17 protein-coding genes are annotated in these 17562 nt (G+C 40.9%); 12 read left to right on the forward strand and 5 right to left on the reverse strand.

The features are described 5' to 3' along the window. Positions 1 to 17: 17 nt before the first annotated feature. The 6 genes from CYLST_RS21295 to CYLST_RS32790 all read left to right on the forward strand — a co-directional run bounded on the left by CYLST_RS21295 (position 18) and on the right by CYLST_RS32790 (position 5621). Complete coding sequence (locus CYLST_RS21295; protein WP_015209809.1) at positions 18 to 407, forward strand: hypothetical protein; 390 nt, start codon at positions 18 to 20, stop codon at positions 405 to 407. Between the two features lie 256 nt (positions 408 to 663). Beyond that, positions 664 to 1644, forward strand: a complete 981-nt coding sequence (locus CYLST_RS21300) for a hypothetical protein (RefSeq protein WP_015209810.1) — start codon at positions 664 to 666, stop codon at positions 1642 to 1644. A gap of 99 nt (positions 1645 to 1743) precedes the next feature. Then, positions 1744 to 1971 (forward strand): hypothetical protein, encoded by a 228-nt coding sequence (locus CYLST_RS34740; RefSeq protein WP_015209811.1) that lies wholly within the window; start codon positions 1744 to 1746, stop codon positions 1969 to 1971. Between the two features lie 216 nt (positions 1972 to 2187). Continuing rightward, positions 2188 to 2490, forward strand: a complete 303-nt coding sequence (locus tag CYLST_RS21305) for a hypothetical protein (protein ID WP_015209812.1) — start codon at positions 2188 to 2190, stop codon at positions 2488 to 2490. A gap of 9 nt (positions 2491 to 2499) precedes the next feature. Next, positions 2500 to 3483 (forward strand): hypothetical protein, encoded by a 984-nt coding sequence (locus CYLST_RS21310; RefSeq protein WP_015209813.1) that lies wholly within the window; start codon positions 2500 to 2502, stop codon positions 3481 to 3483. Positions 3484 to 3779: 296 nt separating this feature from the next. Continuing rightward, on the forward strand, positions 3780 to 5621 hold the full coding sequence (locus CYLST_RS32790) for a type III secretion system chaperone family protein (RefSeq protein WP_015209814.1): 1842 nt from the start codon (positions 3780 to 3782) through the stop codon (positions 5619 to 5621). A 127-nt stretch (positions 5622 to 5748) separates the two neighbouring features. On the opposite strand, the gene atpC is transcribed toward CYLST_RS32790, so the two are convergent. Together atpC and atpD are read right to left on the reverse strand one after the other, a co-directional pair. Continuing rightward, complete coding sequence (atpC, locus tag CYLST_RS21320) at positions 5749 to 6162, reverse strand: ATP synthase F1 subunit epsilon (RefSeq protein ID WP_015209815.1); 414 nt, start codon at positions 6160 to 6162, stop codon at positions 5749 to 5751. An 89-nt stretch (positions 6163 to 6251) separates the two neighbouring features. Then, the gene (atpD, locus tag CYLST_RS21325) at positions 6252 to 7700 is read right to left on the reverse strand and encodes a F0F1 ATP synthase subunit beta (protein WP_015209816.1); all 1449 of its coding nucleotides are present in this window, start codon (positions 7698 to 7700) and stop codon (positions 6252 to 6254) included. A 165-nt stretch (positions 7701 to 7865) separates the two neighbouring features. On the opposite strand from atpD, the gene CYLST_RS21330 reads away from it, so the two are divergent. Continuing rightward, the gene (locus tag CYLST_RS21330) at positions 7866 to 8690 is read left to right on the forward strand and encodes a SirB1 family protein (protein WP_015209817.1); all 825 of its coding nucleotides are present in this window, start codon (positions 7866 to 7868) and stop codon (positions 8688 to 8690) included. A gap of 85 nt (positions 8691 to 8775) precedes the next feature. Here CYLST_RS21330 and CYLST_RS21335 read toward each other — a convergent pair whose 3' ends face one another. Next, positions 8776 to 9228, reverse strand: a complete 453-nt coding sequence (locus CYLST_RS21335) for an SRPBCC family protein (RefSeq protein WP_015209818.1) — start codon at positions 9226 to 9228, stop codon at positions 8776 to 8778. 322 nt (positions 9229 to 9550) lie between these two features. On the opposite strand from CYLST_RS21335, the gene CYLST_RS21340 reads away from it, so the two are divergent. Both CYLST_RS21340 and CYLST_RS21345 read left to right on the forward strand, forming a co-directional pair. After that, entirely contained in the window at positions 9551 to 11203 is a 1653-nt protein-coding gene (locus tag CYLST_RS21340) for a mechanosensitive ion channel (protein ID WP_015209819.1), read from the forward strand. A gap of 279 nt (positions 11204 to 11482) precedes the next feature. Continuing rightward, complete coding sequence (locus CYLST_RS21345; protein ID WP_015209820.1) at positions 11483 to 11812, forward strand: 5-fold beta-flower protein; 330 nt, start codon at positions 11483 to 11485, stop codon at positions 11810 to 11812. A gap of 21 nt (positions 11813 to 11833) precedes the next feature. Here the strand turns inward: CYLST_RS21345 and CYLST_RS21350 are convergent, their stop codons facing one another. Continuing rightward, positions 11834 to 13309: a GTP-binding protein gene (locus CYLST_RS21350; RefSeq protein WP_015209821.1), complete on the reverse strand. Its 1476-nt coding sequence runs from the start codon at positions 13307 to 13309 to the stop codon at positions 11834 to 11836. A gap of 315 nt (positions 13310 to 13624) precedes the next feature. Between CYLST_RS21350 and CYLST_RS21355 the strand changes: the two genes are divergently transcribed. From CYLST_RS21355 to CYLST_RS21360, 3 genes are read left to right on the forward strand one after another with little or no spacing between them, the layout of a single operon-like run. Next, positions 13625 to 13888 (forward strand): hypothetical protein, encoded by a 264-nt coding sequence (locus CYLST_RS21355; protein ID WP_015209822.1) that lies wholly within the window; start codon positions 13625 to 13627, stop codon positions 13886 to 13888. Positions 13889 to 13923: 35 nt separating this feature from the next. Beyond that, positions 13924 to 14121, forward strand: a complete 198-nt coding sequence (locus CYLST_RS34745) for a hypothetical protein (RefSeq protein WP_157162619.1) — start codon at positions 13924 to 13926, stop codon at positions 14119 to 14121. Between the two features lie 17 nt (positions 14122 to 14138). Beyond that, positions 14139 to 14960: a class I SAM-dependent methyltransferase gene (locus tag CYLST_RS21360; protein WP_015209823.1), complete on the forward strand. Its 822-nt coding sequence runs from the start codon at positions 14139 to 14141 to the stop codon at positions 14958 to 14960. Positions 14961 to 15022: 62 nt separating this feature from the next. Here the strand turns inward: CYLST_RS21360 and CYLST_RS21365 are convergent, their stop codons facing one another. Continuing rightward, complete coding sequence (locus CYLST_RS21365; protein ID WP_015209824.1) at positions 15023 to 17548, reverse strand: BsuBI/PstI family type II restriction endonuclease; 2526 nt, start codon at positions 17546 to 17548, stop codon at positions 15023 to 15025. Positions 17549 to 17562: the final 14 nt, after the last annotated feature.

The following is a 17562-nucleotide window of genomic DNA, read 5'->3' on the forward strand; positions in this document are numbered from 1 at the left end:
GTTTAAGGGATTGAAATATGGATATTAGCAAGCAAATGATTCGTGAACACTTACGTTATGTTTTTGGGATTTACGATGATAGATATGAAGAAGCACCTGGCAGTTTAGAAGAGTATAAAAAAGACATTGAAAATATGAAAACAAATGCAACTTTTTTTGGAGATATAGAAGCTCTGCTACTTGCATTTGAATACATATTAATTCATCCAGAAATTAATATTTTGGATTTTGTAGAGTCAAGCATTGAGTATGAGGAGGAAGATGCGAGGTCAATAATTGACTTTGCTTTGAAAACAATTCGTTCAGATACAGAAGCAATACCCAGTAGTGATTCTTCAAATGTTAGGCTTGTTGATATGCGATTGGATGAATGGCGAATAAGACAAAAGGGTAACTTCCGTCCATAGTGTAAACAAGGTTATTGTGAGAGATATGTGAGTCAATTGTAGTACTTTGGTAAAAATTACTACAAAGAACATTGATTGCTTAAAAGCATGACTTCTCAGGATAGAATTATGTTTAAATTAAAGGAGATTAGGACTTACGCAAGATGTAGCTGAAAAGCTTATTCTTGCGTAGTGGTAATTCATGAATTAGCGCTACTTTCGTTCTGTTTTGTGTAAGTCCTGGAGATCGCCATAGCTAAAATTGAGGCTTCTATCAATGCTTACTGATACAATTGCGGATATTCTTGACAATTCATCCCTCACAGTTGAAGAGAAAGAAGAAAAAGTTACAGAACAATTGGTTTCATACCCAGATAGGGGAGTTGGAGAATGTCTTCAACTTATTAGGGAAACCAATGAGATCAACACTGCTACTTATTTAAGTAACTATTTGGCTTTATTTCCTAAAATTCAACACGAAAAAGCACAATTAGTTGAATATATATTTAATCATAAACCAGACATAAGAGAAGCTACCACTAGCCTGATTAAACATCTGCCGGATGATGTTGTAGAAAAGTTAATTAATCATTATCTTCAGGATACGTCAGATCCAGATTTGTATAATGTTATTTATGAATTAGCACAGTTTTTTCCTGAGAAATTTCACAAAATTTCCTCTCAAATTGAAGATGACCTGATTCAAGAATCAATTTTACCAGGGAGTCCTGATATTATGGTAAATGACTTAGTAGCCAAATATTTAGAAGAACAGGACTCGGAATGTTTGCAGAAATTGGCATATATTCGTACAGATAAAGCACTAGATGCACTAATAGAGTTGATTCCCCTAGTTCCAGAAGAAGAGTTAGTAAAAATATATGCATATATAGAAAATTCTGGTGTTTTTCCAGATACGCGACTAGCTGCCGTTGAATTTGAAAATTATCGCGGTTTTGTAGTATCACGCAATGAAAGTCCACATCATATGGGAGGAAGTTTTCCTTATCCAGTTCCCAAATGTCCAGTTACAGATAAACCAGCCACTCGGATTCTGACATTAGATGTATCTCAATTAAACTTAGGTCTAAAAAGTGGCTATAACCCCAGCTTTTTCTGGTATGACAGTGGCTATTCACCATCCTACATTTATGTGCAATTTACAGAACATGGACTCAAAGGATTAATGACTCCAATGACTGATGGACAAGTAGGAACTGACCTCATTCCTGGAGAATTAGCCTTGAGGCTAGAATAATATCCGATCAAATATGGGCGGGGGGGTTTAGCTGTTCCTGTATATGGAGAGAAGATATCTTCTGATTATAATGTTTTGAAAACTTGTAGATTAGAGCTTGTGGAACTTAACAGCTTATTGAACATAGAAAATGAATTCTACGTACCTAATTCTAATTTTGGAAAAATGATGAAAGAGGTAAATGGCGGGGCATCCCTAGCTTATGGTAGAAAATGTTCAGATGTCAAATGGTTATTAAATGTTATTGGTTACTCTCGTTTAATATCTTGTTTAATAAGTAATTTAGAGAATGTATCTTGGGGGGTTAAGGCTACGAATGATATGTAATGTCGGTATACTTTTGTATTTACTATAGCTAATATCAAGTATTTTGAGTCTCAAGTCTTCAACGAAGAAGAAAAAATATCATACTCAGAAGCGTTAGAAAGAAGTTGGTATGTGGCTTGTCATTTTGTCGATAAAACCCCTGACTTTGCTGAGTTGATAGGACATGGTAAAGTTGACAGAGTAATTTATTATAACCGTGAATAGCCAGATGAAGATTTGTTAAAAGCACACTTATCTCATTACAAAGAATGTCCCATTGAAATCGTCTCATCATACAAAGAAATTGATGGGAATAAAATCCGCGATATCTTTTTCTGTAACAGTAGTGGTCAACTTCAAGGAATTTCCGAACAACATTTCAATTTTCAATGTGGCATCACAATGGAAGTTCGGATGAATGCGGAACGAAACCCTTATGGAACAATAGAATATGAGTATGACGCTTCTGGAGAAATCAGCATAATTCGGGAACGTACCCCTGATGGAAAAACAATTTCTGAAGAACACCTTGATAATTGAGGTATACTTATGTATATAAGTGAATTTCTTCGTAATCAAATTTGCTTGGAATCTGACTCCGATGATTTACAGGCAATAGATCAATTAGGTGGTGAAGAGTTTGGAAATGCTATCTTCTACAGTGATTTTGAAGATTGTGTAGCGCATATTCAGCCCTGGATGCCCATATATTTCTTTCCTATTGGAAGTGAGTCTGGTTTTGAAATTGGCATTCACCTACGCCCATCAGATATAGCTTCTAGGCGTTTTGCTATCATTCGAGCCTTGGATGAAGGTGCGATGATAGAAGTTGGATTATCGCTACGTCATTACATCTTTAGATGTTTAGCAACTTATGAAGGGTATATCAATGAAGGAGACCCATTACCATCTTTTGAAGCATCTGTTTCGTTAGCAAACCGTATATTTGGTAAAGACTTCTATCAACCAGGAAGCTACGGTAATTTTATTGGAGAAGAAGCTGACGAAGTTGCCAGTAAAATTTTTGGTAAATCTCCTTTCTTGTATCATGAAACAGCTTTATTTGAAGATGATATTCAGAAGAAATTTGAGATTCTGCAAGAAGGAATAACAGCAGAACCAGGGTGCATGGTACTATACACTGACGCTGCCAAATTATACTACAAACTTGAAGATTATGCGCGAGCAGCACAGATGTTAGTCAACTCTCTTAAGTGCTTTCATCATACAGCCTACAGCACAGATTTAGAGGATTACTATGCAATGAGTCGCTCTCTACTTCAGCTTCTACCCGAAGCTTTTCCAGAGGAAGCCAGAAGCTTTCTGAATATAATTGACGATAAGGAACGGGTTTTGTTTACTGGACAACCATATAAGGATGGACAATTAGTAGAAGGAGCCAAAAGACTTTGTGACTTGTGCCATTACCTTGGTAACTATAATAATATTTCCTTCACCGCCCTGAAAAAGATATACAGCGAACTTGGTTGGAATTGGGCACTAGCTTTGTGTGATTTGAGAAGTTCTAGTTAGAAATTACTCTAACAAATTCGGTTGTTATTAAAAAAATGCTCTCTACTAAAATCACAGAAAATCTGGATAATTCCTCGGTGGCTGTTGACGAAAAAGTTGTAAAGACAACCGAAAAGCTGAGTTCACTACCAGATAGAGCCGTTTCCAATTGATAGTGGAATAACTCCTTTTGGTAAGTTGGGATTTAATAGCATCCTTTTAGGATTTTGGTGTGATGATTGTGCTGGCTCCTGTACCTATCATCAAAGTGAAGATGATGTTGACTAAAAACTTTTACTGTGATTTCTCTTACCAAGATGAGTAATCAAACTGAACACTCTAATTTGAATGGTGATCTGACATTAAGCGAAAGTTCAGACTTGCTCCTAACAGTTCACACAGTTTCTCTATCTTTAACTACTCAAAACAACACGCTTACCGAATGCCGTCTCACTTTCTGCATCACTCCAGAAATATACCAACGCATCGATACCCAAGCCTTATTCAACCTCAAACCGGAAATCCGTAGTCCCTTTTCTGCTGGAGCATTTGATCCCTCAATCGACATCCAAATCGAAGCCAGTTTAGACCCTAATTTACTATCCAAATTAGCAGAATACGCCACAGATGCAAATCAAGCAGCAGCTTACCTGCAAAAACTGAGTCAAGAACAACCTGAAAATCCCCTACTTTCTACCTATAGTTGGTATGGCTTGGAAGTTAAACAGAAACAAGTAATAGGTGAAACAGGCTATCGTACTTTGTGGCTGTATTTGCAACCTTCTGTAATCAATCAAGAAGGTATTTCTAGCGAAAAAATTGCTCAGGCAATGAACGATTTTACTAACGAATGGACTAATAGCAATTCCTCAGAAACTTTTGCTAAAGATATGGCTCAAACTTTAGAAGAAATGAACCATTCTTTTGAAGAATTGGCTGAGAATATTTCAGAAATGGCTCAAACCATGATTTCTGAAGTCGTGGAGGAAGTAAATAATGTCCTGGAAAATTTAACTGAAGATATATTTGAAACAACAGATGAAGTTACCACCAGCGAAACTATCTTTGGAGTTATAGTCAACTTTTTTAAAAAATCTGGTTGGCTTTTCAGTCAGTTTGCAGAAGAGCCAGTTTTATACATAACTTATCAAGGTAAAAATGGTAGATGGAATTGCTGTGCTAAAGCCAGAGAACAACAGCAGCAATTCGTTTTTTACTCAGTTTGTCCTGTGACAGCGCCAAAATCTCAACGCCAAGCTATAGCAGAATTTATTGCTATGGCAAATTATGACATGATTATTGGTAACTTTGAACTAGACTTTCGTGATGGAGAAATTCGCTATAAAACAAGTATTGATGTTGAAGGTGATAGACTCAGCTTTGCTTGCATCAACAATTTGGTTTATGCCAACGTTAACATGATGGATAAATACCTACCAGGAATTATGTCTGTAATTGCTGGTGATGTTTTATCTACATCTGCGATTAAACAAATCGAACTAATTCCAGATATTCCCCAATCATCAGATGAAAAGGAACAATTGTCAGTTGTTCTACCCGCAAAGAAGCACGAAGAATTAAAACTTAATCCATCCTGGCAAACAGATATACAGAAACAAGAAATAAAACGAGAAAAAGAATCCCATATATTATCAACATTAACACCAGAAGAAATCGCTCAATTTCATCAAGTGTCTCAGATGGCAGCACCCTATCAACGTAAAAAAGTCCTAGACATAACAGAGAAACTTAAAAGCGCAATTATTAGTAGAATCGGGGAATTAGGAGAAGAAACATTTACCAGAGCCACTACCTTTTTCCTGGAATTCAAATTAGAGGCTAAAAATTTCAAGTTAATTCAACGTTATTCAGGACTAGCAGGACGGGCAAGATTACTGTCACAACGTCTCAATAATTGGAGTGAGCAGCATGGGGAATTACCAGTTAATTCACCAGAAGAAATAGCTCTAGTAGAGTTAGACAAACTATTTTGGCTTATTGAGCAGCGTTTACAGGAATTACCAGCAGGTAAATTCGAGGGGAGAAAAGAGGTTGAATTGTTAATTGAAATTGAGGATTTTAGAGAAAAATTAGCCTTTTATGAGAGAGATGTCAGCAAAATAGCTAAAAATTTAGAGACGGGGTTGGCTTCTACCTAATAAACATTTTTCATGATCAAAAAAAAGTAGGGCAAGCTATTAACTGACCCTACAAATACGATTTTTAATACTTCGGCTTTGCTCAGTGTTAAAGCCGAGGGAAGCCGAGGCTTTAATAAGTAATAATTTACACCAAACCGCCAGCGGCTTGAAAGCGAGCGCGGGCACGTTTGTAGGCTTGGGTTGCCTGGATTTGTGCTTGACGATCGCCTGCTGCAACTTGATTTAGGCGAGTTTGTGCTGTGTTAAAAGCGGTACGGGCTTCTTCGAGGTTAATTTTGTCGCCGCGTTCAGCGCTGTTAACGAGAATTGTGACTTCATCTTGGTCTACTTCAGCAAAGCCACCCAAAAGTGCGATCGCTTGCCAATCTTGATTTTTGCTGGCACGGACTCGCATTACACCCGTATCTAGGGCGGTCAACAGAGGCGCGTGTCCACTGAGGATTCCTACTTGACCAGTAGTGCTAGGCAAAACTACTTCTTCAGCTACGGCATCCCAAACTGTCTTATCTGGGGAAATTACACGAACGGTTAATGTCATTTGTCTTTTGTCCTTTGTCCTGTGTCCTTTGTGATTTGCCATTAGTCATTAGCACCAATAACTAATGACTAATGACTAATGACTAATGACTAACCTTTGATTTTTTCGGCTTTAGCGATCGCTTCGTTAATATCGCCCACCAAGTAGAAAGCCTGTTCTGGCAAAGCATCCAACTCACCAGACAGAATTTGCTTGAACCCTTTGATCGTGTCTTCCAACTTCACATACTTACCAGGAGAGCCGGTGAACACTTCCGCCACAAAGAACGGCTGAGACAAGAAGCGCTCAACCTTCCGCGCCCGTGCCACAATTAGACGGTCTTCTTCAGACAATTCATCTAGACCAAGAATAGCGATAATGTCTTGGAGTTCTTTATAACGTTGCAGAGTTGACTGCACCGCACGGGCAGTATTGTAGTGGTCATCACCCACAATGTTGGGTTGCAACATCGTAGAGGTGGAGCCTAGGGGGTCAACCGCCGGATAAATTCCCTTAGATGCCAAACCACGAGACAACACTGTTGTGCCATCCAAGTGAGCAAATGTGGTTGCAGGTGCTGGGTCAGTCAAGTCATCCGCAGGCACATACACAGCTTGAATTGAGGTGATCGAACCCTCTGTGGTTGAGGTAATCCGCTCTTGCAGTTCACCTACGTCTGTTCCCAAGGTGGGCTGATATCCTACCGCTGAAGGCATCCGACCCAACAGTGCTGACACTTCAGAACCTGCTTGCACGAACCGGAAGATGTTGTCAATAAACAGCAGTACGTCCTGCTTACTAACATCCCGGAAGTACTCAGCTATTGTCAATCCTGAAAGACCAACCCGCATTCTTGCTCCGGGTGGCTCGTTCATCTGACCGTAAACTAGGGCAATTTTTGAATCATTGAGGCTATCCTTGTTGATTACCCCAGATTCCATCATTTCGTTGTAAAGGTCATTGCCCTCACGGGTGCGCTCGCCCACACCAGCAAAAACGGACACGCCGCCGTGCTGGGTAGCGATGTTGTTAATCAACTCCATCATGATCACGGTCTTACCAACACCAGCACCGCCGAACAGACCAATCTTTCCGCCGCGTCGATAGGGAGTTAAAAGGTCAACAACTTTAATTCCGGTCTCGAACACAGAAGGCTGGGTTTCCAGTTCAGTGAATTTGGGAGCAGATCGGTGGATGGGTAACGAAGTGTCAGCATTCACAGGCCCCTGATTGTCCACAGGTTCGCCAAGAACGTTGAGAATGCGGCCCAAGGTGGCTTTACCAACTGGCACGCTGATGGGAGCGCCAGTATCGGCAACTTCCAGACCACGCACCAAGCCATCGGTGGTACTCATAGCAACAGCCCGCACCTGGTTATCGCCCAGCAGTTGTTGCACTTCGACGGTAAGGTTGATTGTCTGTCCAGCTTCGTTAGTGCCTTTGATGGTCAAAGCATTGTAGATTCGGGGCAATTTCCCGCCGGGAAACTTAACGTCTACAACTGGACCAATGATTTGGGTAATGAAACCAATGTTTGTTTTTTCTGCGGTGGTGACCATGCTGCGCCTATTGATTGAAGCTATATTTCAGAAAGGGTCTTAGAAGACATAAAGTCAAGCGATGTCAACTTTAACTCTACCACTGGAGGAGGACTAACGCCCTTAGCAATTCCTTAAAAGTTAAGATACGAGATTGGGTAAAAACCTTCCACCACGCGATCGCTTATGAATGCCTCCTCAGCACGACAGTATTTTTACCAAGAGATTCAGCAGCCCGACGAATATATCGATTTAGCCAAGGCAGCTTTGTACATTGCACAGGAAGAATATCCTGACCTTGACCCAGAAGAATATTTAAACGCTCTTGATACAATGGCAGTGGAGTTACAAGAACGCTTGCCTGACTCGCAGTACCCACTGCGGATCATTCAAAGTATTAATCAGTATCTCTACGAGGACTTGGGATTTTCTGGTAATAGAACAGACTATTATGATCCACGTAATAGCTTTTTAAATGATGTCATTGAGCGCCGTCAGGGGATACCTATCACCTTAGGGCTGGTATATCTAGAAGTTGCCCGCAGGATTGGTTTCCCGATGGTGGGGGTGGGGATGCCAGGACATTTCCTGATCCGCCCCGATATTCCAGGTATAGAAATTTTTGTTGATGCCTTCAATAGCGGTGAAGTAATATTTGCACAAGATTGCCAGGAAAGGCTTGAGCAAATTTATCACCAACCAGTGACGCTACGACCAGAATTTTTTGCCGTAGTCAGCCATCGGCAATTTTTGGCGCGGATGCTGACAAATTTAAAATATATTTACCTCAAACAGGAGAATTTAGCAAAAAGTCTCGCAGTGGTTGAACGAATTATGCTGCTGTTTCCTGATTTACCCCTAGAATTGCGCGATCGCGGTCTTCTCTACTATCAACTACATCGCTACCCCCAAGCGATTGAAGACTTCCAACGTTATCTAGCCAAGGTTCCTAATGCTGAGGATGCGGTTATGATTCGCCAATTGCTTGCCAAATTGGGTAAAAATGGTTGAGGAGCGAAAGCAAAAAGAGCAGAGGGACAGAGGAGATAAATGACTAATGACTAACGACTAATGACTAATGACTAATGACTAATGACTAATGACTAATGACTAATGACTCTGCAACTCGTTTGAGACGGCGGAGTTGAGCTTCCATATCTGCTTTTGTCCAAGATGCCGCAAAGGTTTGAAAACCCCAACTCACTAAGGGGTTGGGAACCTTGAACTCAAAGCGGTTCAGTAGGAGTGTGCCGTTTTCTATGGGTTGACATTCCCAGCGATCGCATCCTTGAAAAAATCCCTGGAATTCCCAGACGACTAAACCCGGCTGTCGTTCTATAACAACGCTGTTCAAGGTGGGTTGTAGTAAAGGAATTTGAATCACAAAGCGACTTTGACTGCCGATATCAGTACTCCAAACTCCCCCCACAGGTTCACAACGGAGAACGGGGTTCAGCCAACGGTGCATGAGAGCTAGATCGGTAAAACAGCGCTCTACTACCGTAGCTGTGGCATTAATTTGAATCGATTGCTCCAAAACTTGAGACATTCTACATCTTTGATGCTGTTGCTGAACTTAGATTAGCGCAAAATCAAGCACTGCCAGCAGATGATTAGGAATTGGAAGGGAGACAAGGGGCAATTATTAAATTCGGCTCTTTCGTTTCTTCTCCCATTACCTTTTTCCCCAATCCCCAACACCGCCATATTTTGTAAAAAAATACTCTTTTTATGAATACCAGATACATTTTTCCTGGTAAATTGACCAAAACGCAAGTAGTCTGCCTAGGCGTAGGATTGTTTAGCCCAATCCATTTTTTAAACATGGACAGTCTTTTCGGTGAATAATCAAGCTTAAATTCCGAAAAACTATGCACATAACTTGGACAGGAATAACCCAGTTGACAGAAGTTAGTTGGTCAAACAGGGTGCAGCAATTTTTAGCACAATCGCCCAGCTTGTCAACAGAGACATTAGGAATGAAGCAGGGGATAAATGATTTGCAAGGAATTGTCGAACAGCTAATTCAGTTTGCGCCCCGGTTGCTGGGGGCGGCAGCCATTTTGTTAGTTGGTTGGGTGCTTGCTGCGGTGATTGCATCTGTGACGCAGAAAATCCTCAAGCGCACGAATATAGATAACCGCATAGCCTCAGGGGTGACGGGACGTCAGGATCTGCCCCAGGTGGAGAAATTAATCTCTAGCTTGGTTTTTTGGAGCATTATTCTGTTAACGGTAGTAGCTGTTTTACAGATATTGCAGTTGGAAGTAGCTTCTCGTCCGCTGAATAGTTTTCTCGAACAACTGATTGGTTTTTTACCAGAGATAGTTGGGGCGGGAATCCTTTTGGCTGTGTCCTGGCTATTAGCAACTATCGTGAAGATTGTGACGGTACGAGGATTACAGGCGTTAAGACTGGATGAGCGTTTGCATCAAGAAACGCAAAATGATCCACCTAGCCTCGATCAGTTGTCTTGGAGTGAGACAATTGGTAGTGGCTTGTATTGGTTCATCTTTTTACTATTTCTGGTGTCGGTGCTGGATACTCTCGGACTAAAGGAGGCACTGCAACCAGTAAAAGCTTTAATTACAGAGATTCTTTCAATTCTGCCCAATATCCTAGCAGCAACATTAATCGCCACTGTTGGGTGGTTTTTTGCTAATGTGGTGCGGCGGATTGTCACCAACTTACTGGCTACGACTGGAATCGATTATTTGGGAAGTCGGTTGGGAATTTCTCCAGCAGCGCGGGTGCAATCTCTCTCGACGATTATCGGCACAATTGTCTATGTTTTGATTTTGATTCCTGTAGCGATCGCCGCATTGAATGCTCTCAAAATTGAGGCGATCTCAAATCCAGCTATTGCGATGCTGCAACAGGTTCTCAATACCCTACCGGCTATCTTCACAGCAGTGGGGATTTTGATAGTTTCCTATTTCCTCGGTCGATTTGTCTCGGATCTAGTCACCAGTATCTTTACCAGTTTAGGCTTTAATAACATTTTCGCTGTACTGGGTCTACCATCACCGACGACAAAAGCTGTTTCTTCAGAAGACGGCGCCTCATCTGTGGTACCAATCCGCACTCCGTCGGAAATTGCTGGCATTATCGCCTTAGTCGGCATCATGCTGTTTGCAACTGTGGCGGCGGTGAATATTCTGAATATTTCGGCGCTGACAGCACTGGTAACTGGCATTTTGATAGTATCGGGGCGGATTTTATCGGGATTGGTAATATTTGCGATTGGTTTGTTCTTGGCAAACCTGGCTTTTAGCATTATTAGTAGTTCTGGCAATTCCCAAGGGAAGATTTTGGGTCAGGTAGCGCGGATTTCCATAATTGCTTTGATTTGTGCGATGGCACTGGAACACATTGGCATTGCCCCGGATATTGTACATTTAGCCTTTGGACTCTTACTCGGTGCGATCGCTGTTGCTATAGCTTTAGCCTTTGGTCTAGGTGGTCGCGATCTTGCCCAAGAACAAGTCCGAGAGTGGCTAGATTCTTTCAAAAGTAAACGATAGTTGCAAAGCAATGGCGAAACTTCCTCTTCTAAGCATGGAGAGGCAGTGCCCTTTATCAGGCAATCGCTTCCTGAAAAATCTGGGGAGCAATGGGTAAAAATTTTTTCATTACTTCTTGTATAAATATGGAGTTTGTTTTAAATTTATGTTATAAATTTACCAAGCTTCATCACCGTGAAAAACCCTATAGCATTATCCTTACTGGCTGTGTCCTTAGTCATCAGCAGTGCAAGTATAGGTCGTACTCAATCGCCAATAATTAAAACCAGCGGAATACTTATGAGTCTGATAGTTGAGCAGAATGGCACTATCAGAAACGATAACGACTCGATCATTGGCAATCTACAACAAGACGGGACTGTACGTAATGCTAACGGCTCCATAGTTGGTAATATCCAGCAAGATGGGACTGTACGCGATGCCGACGGCTCCATAGTTGGTAATATTCATTCAAATGGAACAATCCGTGATTACAATGACTACATACTTGGTAATGTCCAAGAAAATGGGACTGTACGTGATGCTGATGGCTATATAGTTGATAGAGTCAACGGCAAAAAAGAGGCAATAATTTATTTCTTCTTCAGTGAACTTTTGGAAAACGATTAAATAGGGCGACTGTTGATCAGCTTACCTTCTAACTTTTAGCTTCAGTTGTAATTCATCTTTGATTCGGTTGAGAATAGAAGTCTCATCAAGGGTTGCTAAAATCCGACTAACCACGGCTTTTGGCCCATCAGGGCCCCAAGTCGCCCCATTAGCTAAGTAAGCTTTGGTTACTTGTCCAATACCATAAGAAGAAACACCAGCTACACCTGCTTGAGTTAGGGCCACAGAGATATAGGGGCCTAGAGAAATACCAGCTGTTGCTGATGCAGAGATGCCAAGTAAAGTTTTTAGTCCGCTCAAGCCTAAGTTTGCTAACAGTTCACTAGCACCGATACCGCCCATGCTCAGGGCGATTTTTTGTAGCAATTTTACAGCACCGGCTTCTGTCATGGGGATGCCGTAGAGTTGGGATAAACCCAAAATTAGAGCAATATCAATGACAATACTGCTGAGTATATCCACTATAGTTACAGGATTGAGTGCGATCGCCACTGCTTTAGTCATGACAGCTTTCCAAATCAACTGATTGGCATTCTGTTCCCGAATCATCAGTTTTCGCTGCACCAATTGCTCATTTACATTATCGGCAAACAGCATCGTATTCAGGGCAACCAAAGCTTTACCCTCACGGTGCAAAATCTCCAAGATTTTCAGCTTCAGTTCGTCAACTTGGGCATTACCTGAACGCAACTGTACACCCCTGGTACCATCAGGACGACGAACCGCAGTCTTCAGCAGCGGGGAAGCAGCTGCCATCACAATTTCTTCCGGTGAGACTAACTCCCGCACTCTGTCATCCCGGATTTTGTGATAAATTGCCATCCGGTCAGCTTCTGGATATTGGTCTACTTTGTTAAACACAAGGATGATCGGTTTACCCGCTTCCCGCAACTGTCCAAGGGCCTCGTGTTCTATCTTTGTCATGTCACCAGTAATCACAAACAAAATTAAATCTGCCTGTTTTGCCACCTGTTGGGCTAATGCTGAACGGGTTTCACCATCTACCTCGTCTAATCCAGGAGTGTCAATCAATTCCACCTGCGATTTACCAATGGCTGGTAGGGTGACTCGTAAAGCACGTTCAGTTTTGCCAATCACCTCTTCACTAATACTCCAATTAACTCGTTGTTCAGCGCGGGTGACGCCATGCAAGGGCCCTGTTTCAAACACCGATTGTCCAACTAAGGCATTGAGTAGGGAAGACTTACCACGTCCCACCATGCCAAACGCTGCAATCTGCACCACCATGCATTCTAATTTTCCCAGCATAGATTCTAAATCAGCGATTTCCGCTTCCAAACCGGATTTTTCCTGGGGGGTGAGGTCGAGATTGCTAACCAAATTTCGCAGCGCCGTTTTTGCCTGTTTGTAGTTGAGTTCTGTCTGAATGTCTTCAAAGGTGAAAATGGCGCTATCCAGTTCTTCTTCCCAGCTAAGAGAATCGGCTTCAGTGTTGGGTGAATCGCTCTTATGGGGTTCGGGCAATGTTGAAGGCATATCAATTTTGACGAGTAGATTGACCTCGTTTATAATCCTAGTTATTTTTACCAGGGGATTGAGGCGATGGGGAAAAAACCCACTGACTCATGACTAACATAACAACTTCATGAATGAGGTGATTCGCTAACCGCACGTTACAAGAATGCTCTCTTAACACTCCAAACATGAAGTTGGATTAATTTTTAGCACTCAGTACTGAAATGAGGTAAAATTTTAAGTGAATATACTTTATCGGGTTTATAGTTAGGTGATTGCACTGCCCAGTATTCCGCCTAATCTCTAAGCCACGATTTAGCAAACAGGGTGAACAGCATGACCGACATAGATGAGAGCTACGACATATATAGACCAACTACATCGCCTGAAGCTAAGATCATAGCAAAGCGGTTCAGTACTGCGATCAATGACTTCCGCTGGAGGTCTGATTATCTTAAGTTCTGTAAAGTTTTAGGCTATGAACCAACTGAATACACTAAGAAGGAATACAACAAATTTTTGCAGTTAGCTGAATCTTTGCATTACTTCGATCCTAAGTCCCTAGCTAAATTAATTGATGCCGGGGAAGGGAGGAAATAAGCAATGGCGCAAAAATTTGACTGGGTAACTGTATTGTGCAGTATTTGCATCTGAAAGCTACCCATCAGAAGAGCCACGACTTTCACTCAAAATTAACTCAGGTAAAAAGCGATCGCCTCCGGCGGGTGCTCCGCGCCATCGCATTTTCAACACTTCAGAAAAGCGATCGCCTCCGGCGGGCGCTCCGCGCCATCGCTTTTTTCCAAACTGAGATGATTTCAAAAGATTTTTAGATCGCTGAAAATCACTTATGAAAGAATTAGATAAACTAAAAAACTTACTTCCTCAAGACTTAGAACAGAGAAAAAACTGGTATTCAAACGTAGCAGAAGCCTATAATAAAGTCAGACCACGATATCCAAAAGAACTCATTAATCGTGCTGTAGAAGTAGCCCAAATTCCTGCTGAAGCCGCCATTCTTGAGTTAGGCTGTGGACCCGGTATCGCAACTGTACCATTCGCTCAATTAGGCTTTTCTATCCTCTGTCTAGAACCCAGCAAAGAAGCTTGTAATTTAGCTAAACAAAATTGTGCAGCATATCCAAAAGTAGAGATTCAGCAAACCACCTTTGAAGAATGGAAATTAGAAACAGGAAGATTTAACGCAGTTTTAGCAGCAACCTCCTTTCATTGGATAAATCCTGATATTGGTTGTGCAAAAGCTGCTGATGCTTTACAGGCAAATGGTTCATTGATTTTGCTGTGGAATATGACACCACAACCTCATTATGAAGTATACGAAAATTTACATGAAGTTTATAAAATTCATGCTCCATCATTAGCGCCATATGAAGATATAAAAAAGCAAGCAGAGATAGCCAAATCTTTAGGACAAAAAGCCATTGACTCAGAACGATTTAAAGACTTAGCTTTTGAGCAAATTGCCTGTCAACTCACTTATAGTGCTGATAATTATTTGCTCCTTTTAAGCACTCTCACACCATACTTAAAAATAGATGCGCTGATTAGGGATGCTTTATTTGCAGATTTGCGGGAAAAGATTGAGCAAAACTACGGGGGAAGCCTTCAGATAAACTACCTCTCGGCTTTTCAGGTTGCTAAAAAGGTCTAAGTAAGTCGATTTTTCAGTTCTGTGGATAATCGCTGATGGCAATAGGAAAAGATTGGGACAAGCTAGTAGGGTCCTAGAAATCTTTCACCATTAAAATGAATCATGTGTGAGGGGTCACTAGCTATCCAAACTTCCGTTTCCCATGCTATTTGATGTATAAATTTCAACAAAATACTGCGATCCGGAAAAGATGTCACAAAAACTAGCCCAGCAGTAGAATTACCAAAAAGAGATTTCAATTCATTTTGACGTTGTACATTGATTGGGCCATTACTAGATACTGCCTCGACAATTACTAACCAATTCTTTGCAGTGTAGTGAATAATTATATCCGGAATTTTTTGAGCTTGAGTTAGAGTTATTCCTAGCGATAACAATGCATTCGTGTCACAATACCCATATTTAGAACCAGCATCACCTAAATACAAAATATCTCCCCCAGGCGTAAATCTAGGACAAAACTCATCAATGACTTTTTTAATTAATATATTTTGTCCACCAGCAGTAATCTTAATATCAAGTTTATTAGAGATTTTGATAGGTATCATTTGCATCTCACGATGCTGGGCATAACGAGCCTTAAGTGTTTCAATAGAAACGAGATAATCTCGTAAATTCGTATTCCACTGCTCAGTTTCATAAGTTTGAAGTAAAGCAAGAATTGCAGATTCAATCTGATAAACTGTCTTCGGACTATTTGGCGGTCTATCTGGTTTGTCTGGATTCTTGCCTAAAATTCCGGCATTTACAAAAGCAGCTACAGTCTCGTCTCTTATGGTTTCACGAGTGTTAGGTTTATAGATTCGCCCATAATTTTCAGCAATAAATTTCATTACCGGAGTAATGCCTCGCATAGGAGCCTTTGCATCTGCCCATGAGTCCGCAGTTCTAAGGTCTAAAAAGGACAACAGTACCAGAGCCGACCGCTCATTATATTGCTCACGAGGTAGACCTAAATCCTTAATGATTGCTAGTGCTTCGTCAATCCGCTTAGTTGTCTTTATAGGATCAAATTCAGTTGAGTTGATAGGCATACTAAAAAGCTCTTCAATGTAACTATCAATTTTATCTTGACCTATCAGTCCTGACGCACATTTTTCGCCAAGAACCTCTAATTGAGCACTGTTAGGATACTTTAAACTTCTTAAGTCTGTGCTGTTAACTTGAGTATGTCCATTGAATTGACGAAAATACTTGTCAAACAAGGTAGAATTTAAAAATGCAGCTAGTCCCCAAGCAAGTTTTTTAGACAAACCAGCACCATTGCAATGATAATAGTTGAGATGATTTTCAAAGCCAATCTTCGGCTGTGGATACTGATTTGGGTCAAAAACTGCTGCTAGAATTCTTCTGTGTTCTTCTTTGGCCGTGAATCGCTTTGTCAGAACATAAATACCTGATGGTAACAGTAAATTTTCTGTTTCTGGACAGGCAACAATAGCGTTTGGCTTTTTATAATTTAGTTTTGGCCAAATAATAGAGCGATTGACTAAATGACCAGGGTAAAGTAGAGGTACTGTATCTTTTTCTGGAAAATCTCTGAGAAATTTAGTTGTACGAAAATCAACAACTTTACCAGTAGATACTGTTAAACCAAGATCCTCCAGAGAGCAGGTGAGTGTCATCATTCGTTTAGCTATCTGCTGATCAAGGCTATTTGTCACAATGCGAATATACAAATTTGGATCATTCGGTTGAACTAACTGAGAATGATTAATTCGATGAACAGTTGGAACTTTATCTTCAGGCCCCACGCTGGAGATGATTTCTACCTCTGCGTCATCATTTTTCGCTTTTACAACATGAAATATAATGTTTTCTTGGAGAACACTGTTATCTTTAAAAGCCTGATTGCGTGATTCAAAAATATGAATTTTTTGAAAGTGCATAGTCTCCAGAAAAGTTTTTCTGAAATTCCTAAAGTAGGAGCCATTACAAAAACTGCGTGGCGTAATAGCCACTAATTGCCCATTTGGAGCCAGTAACCGACTAGCAAGCCAGATAAATGCAGTGTAGAGGTTAGATGTTTCTATTTTGATTCGACTCAATATTTTTCGATATTCTGATTTGCTTTGAATTTTTCGATAAGGGGGATTGAGGATTACACAATCAAACTCCTGCAAAGGAGAGGAGAATAATCCACATTCCAGTATATTTACCCCTACTTCAATGAAATCCTCTTGAAGAACATTTGCGGTAAAATGAATACCAGCCTTTTTACACTCAGACTCACACATCTTGATAGTGTCACGAAGATACTTTATCAGACTAGAGTCAATTTCGTAGGCAGTAATAGATAAATACTTAGGTTTTTTTTCTAGCTGGCATACTCGCCACACAAAAGCTGCCGACAGTGAGCCAATTCCAGCACCAGCATCTAAAAGACGTATAGAAGAAAGTGATACATCAAACATTAAAGCAAGTAAGCAAGCAGTTGGTACAGGAGTCAGAAATTGCCCCATCGTTATCTGCTGTGTAGAATTGAGCCGGCTCGTTGCCTCTACTCGTAATAAATCTACACGTTCAATAAGTGATGTCTGAGTATGTTGTGTAAGTTGGTGCGTCTGTTCAAAATCAACTTGTTTCACTACTTTACTCCTTT

This window comes from Cylindrospermum stagnale PCC 7417, assembly GCF_000317535.1.
Taxonomy (GTDB): domain Bacteria; phylum Cyanobacteriota; class Cyanobacteriia; order Cyanobacteriales; family Nostocaceae; genus Cylindrospermum; species Cylindrospermum stagnale.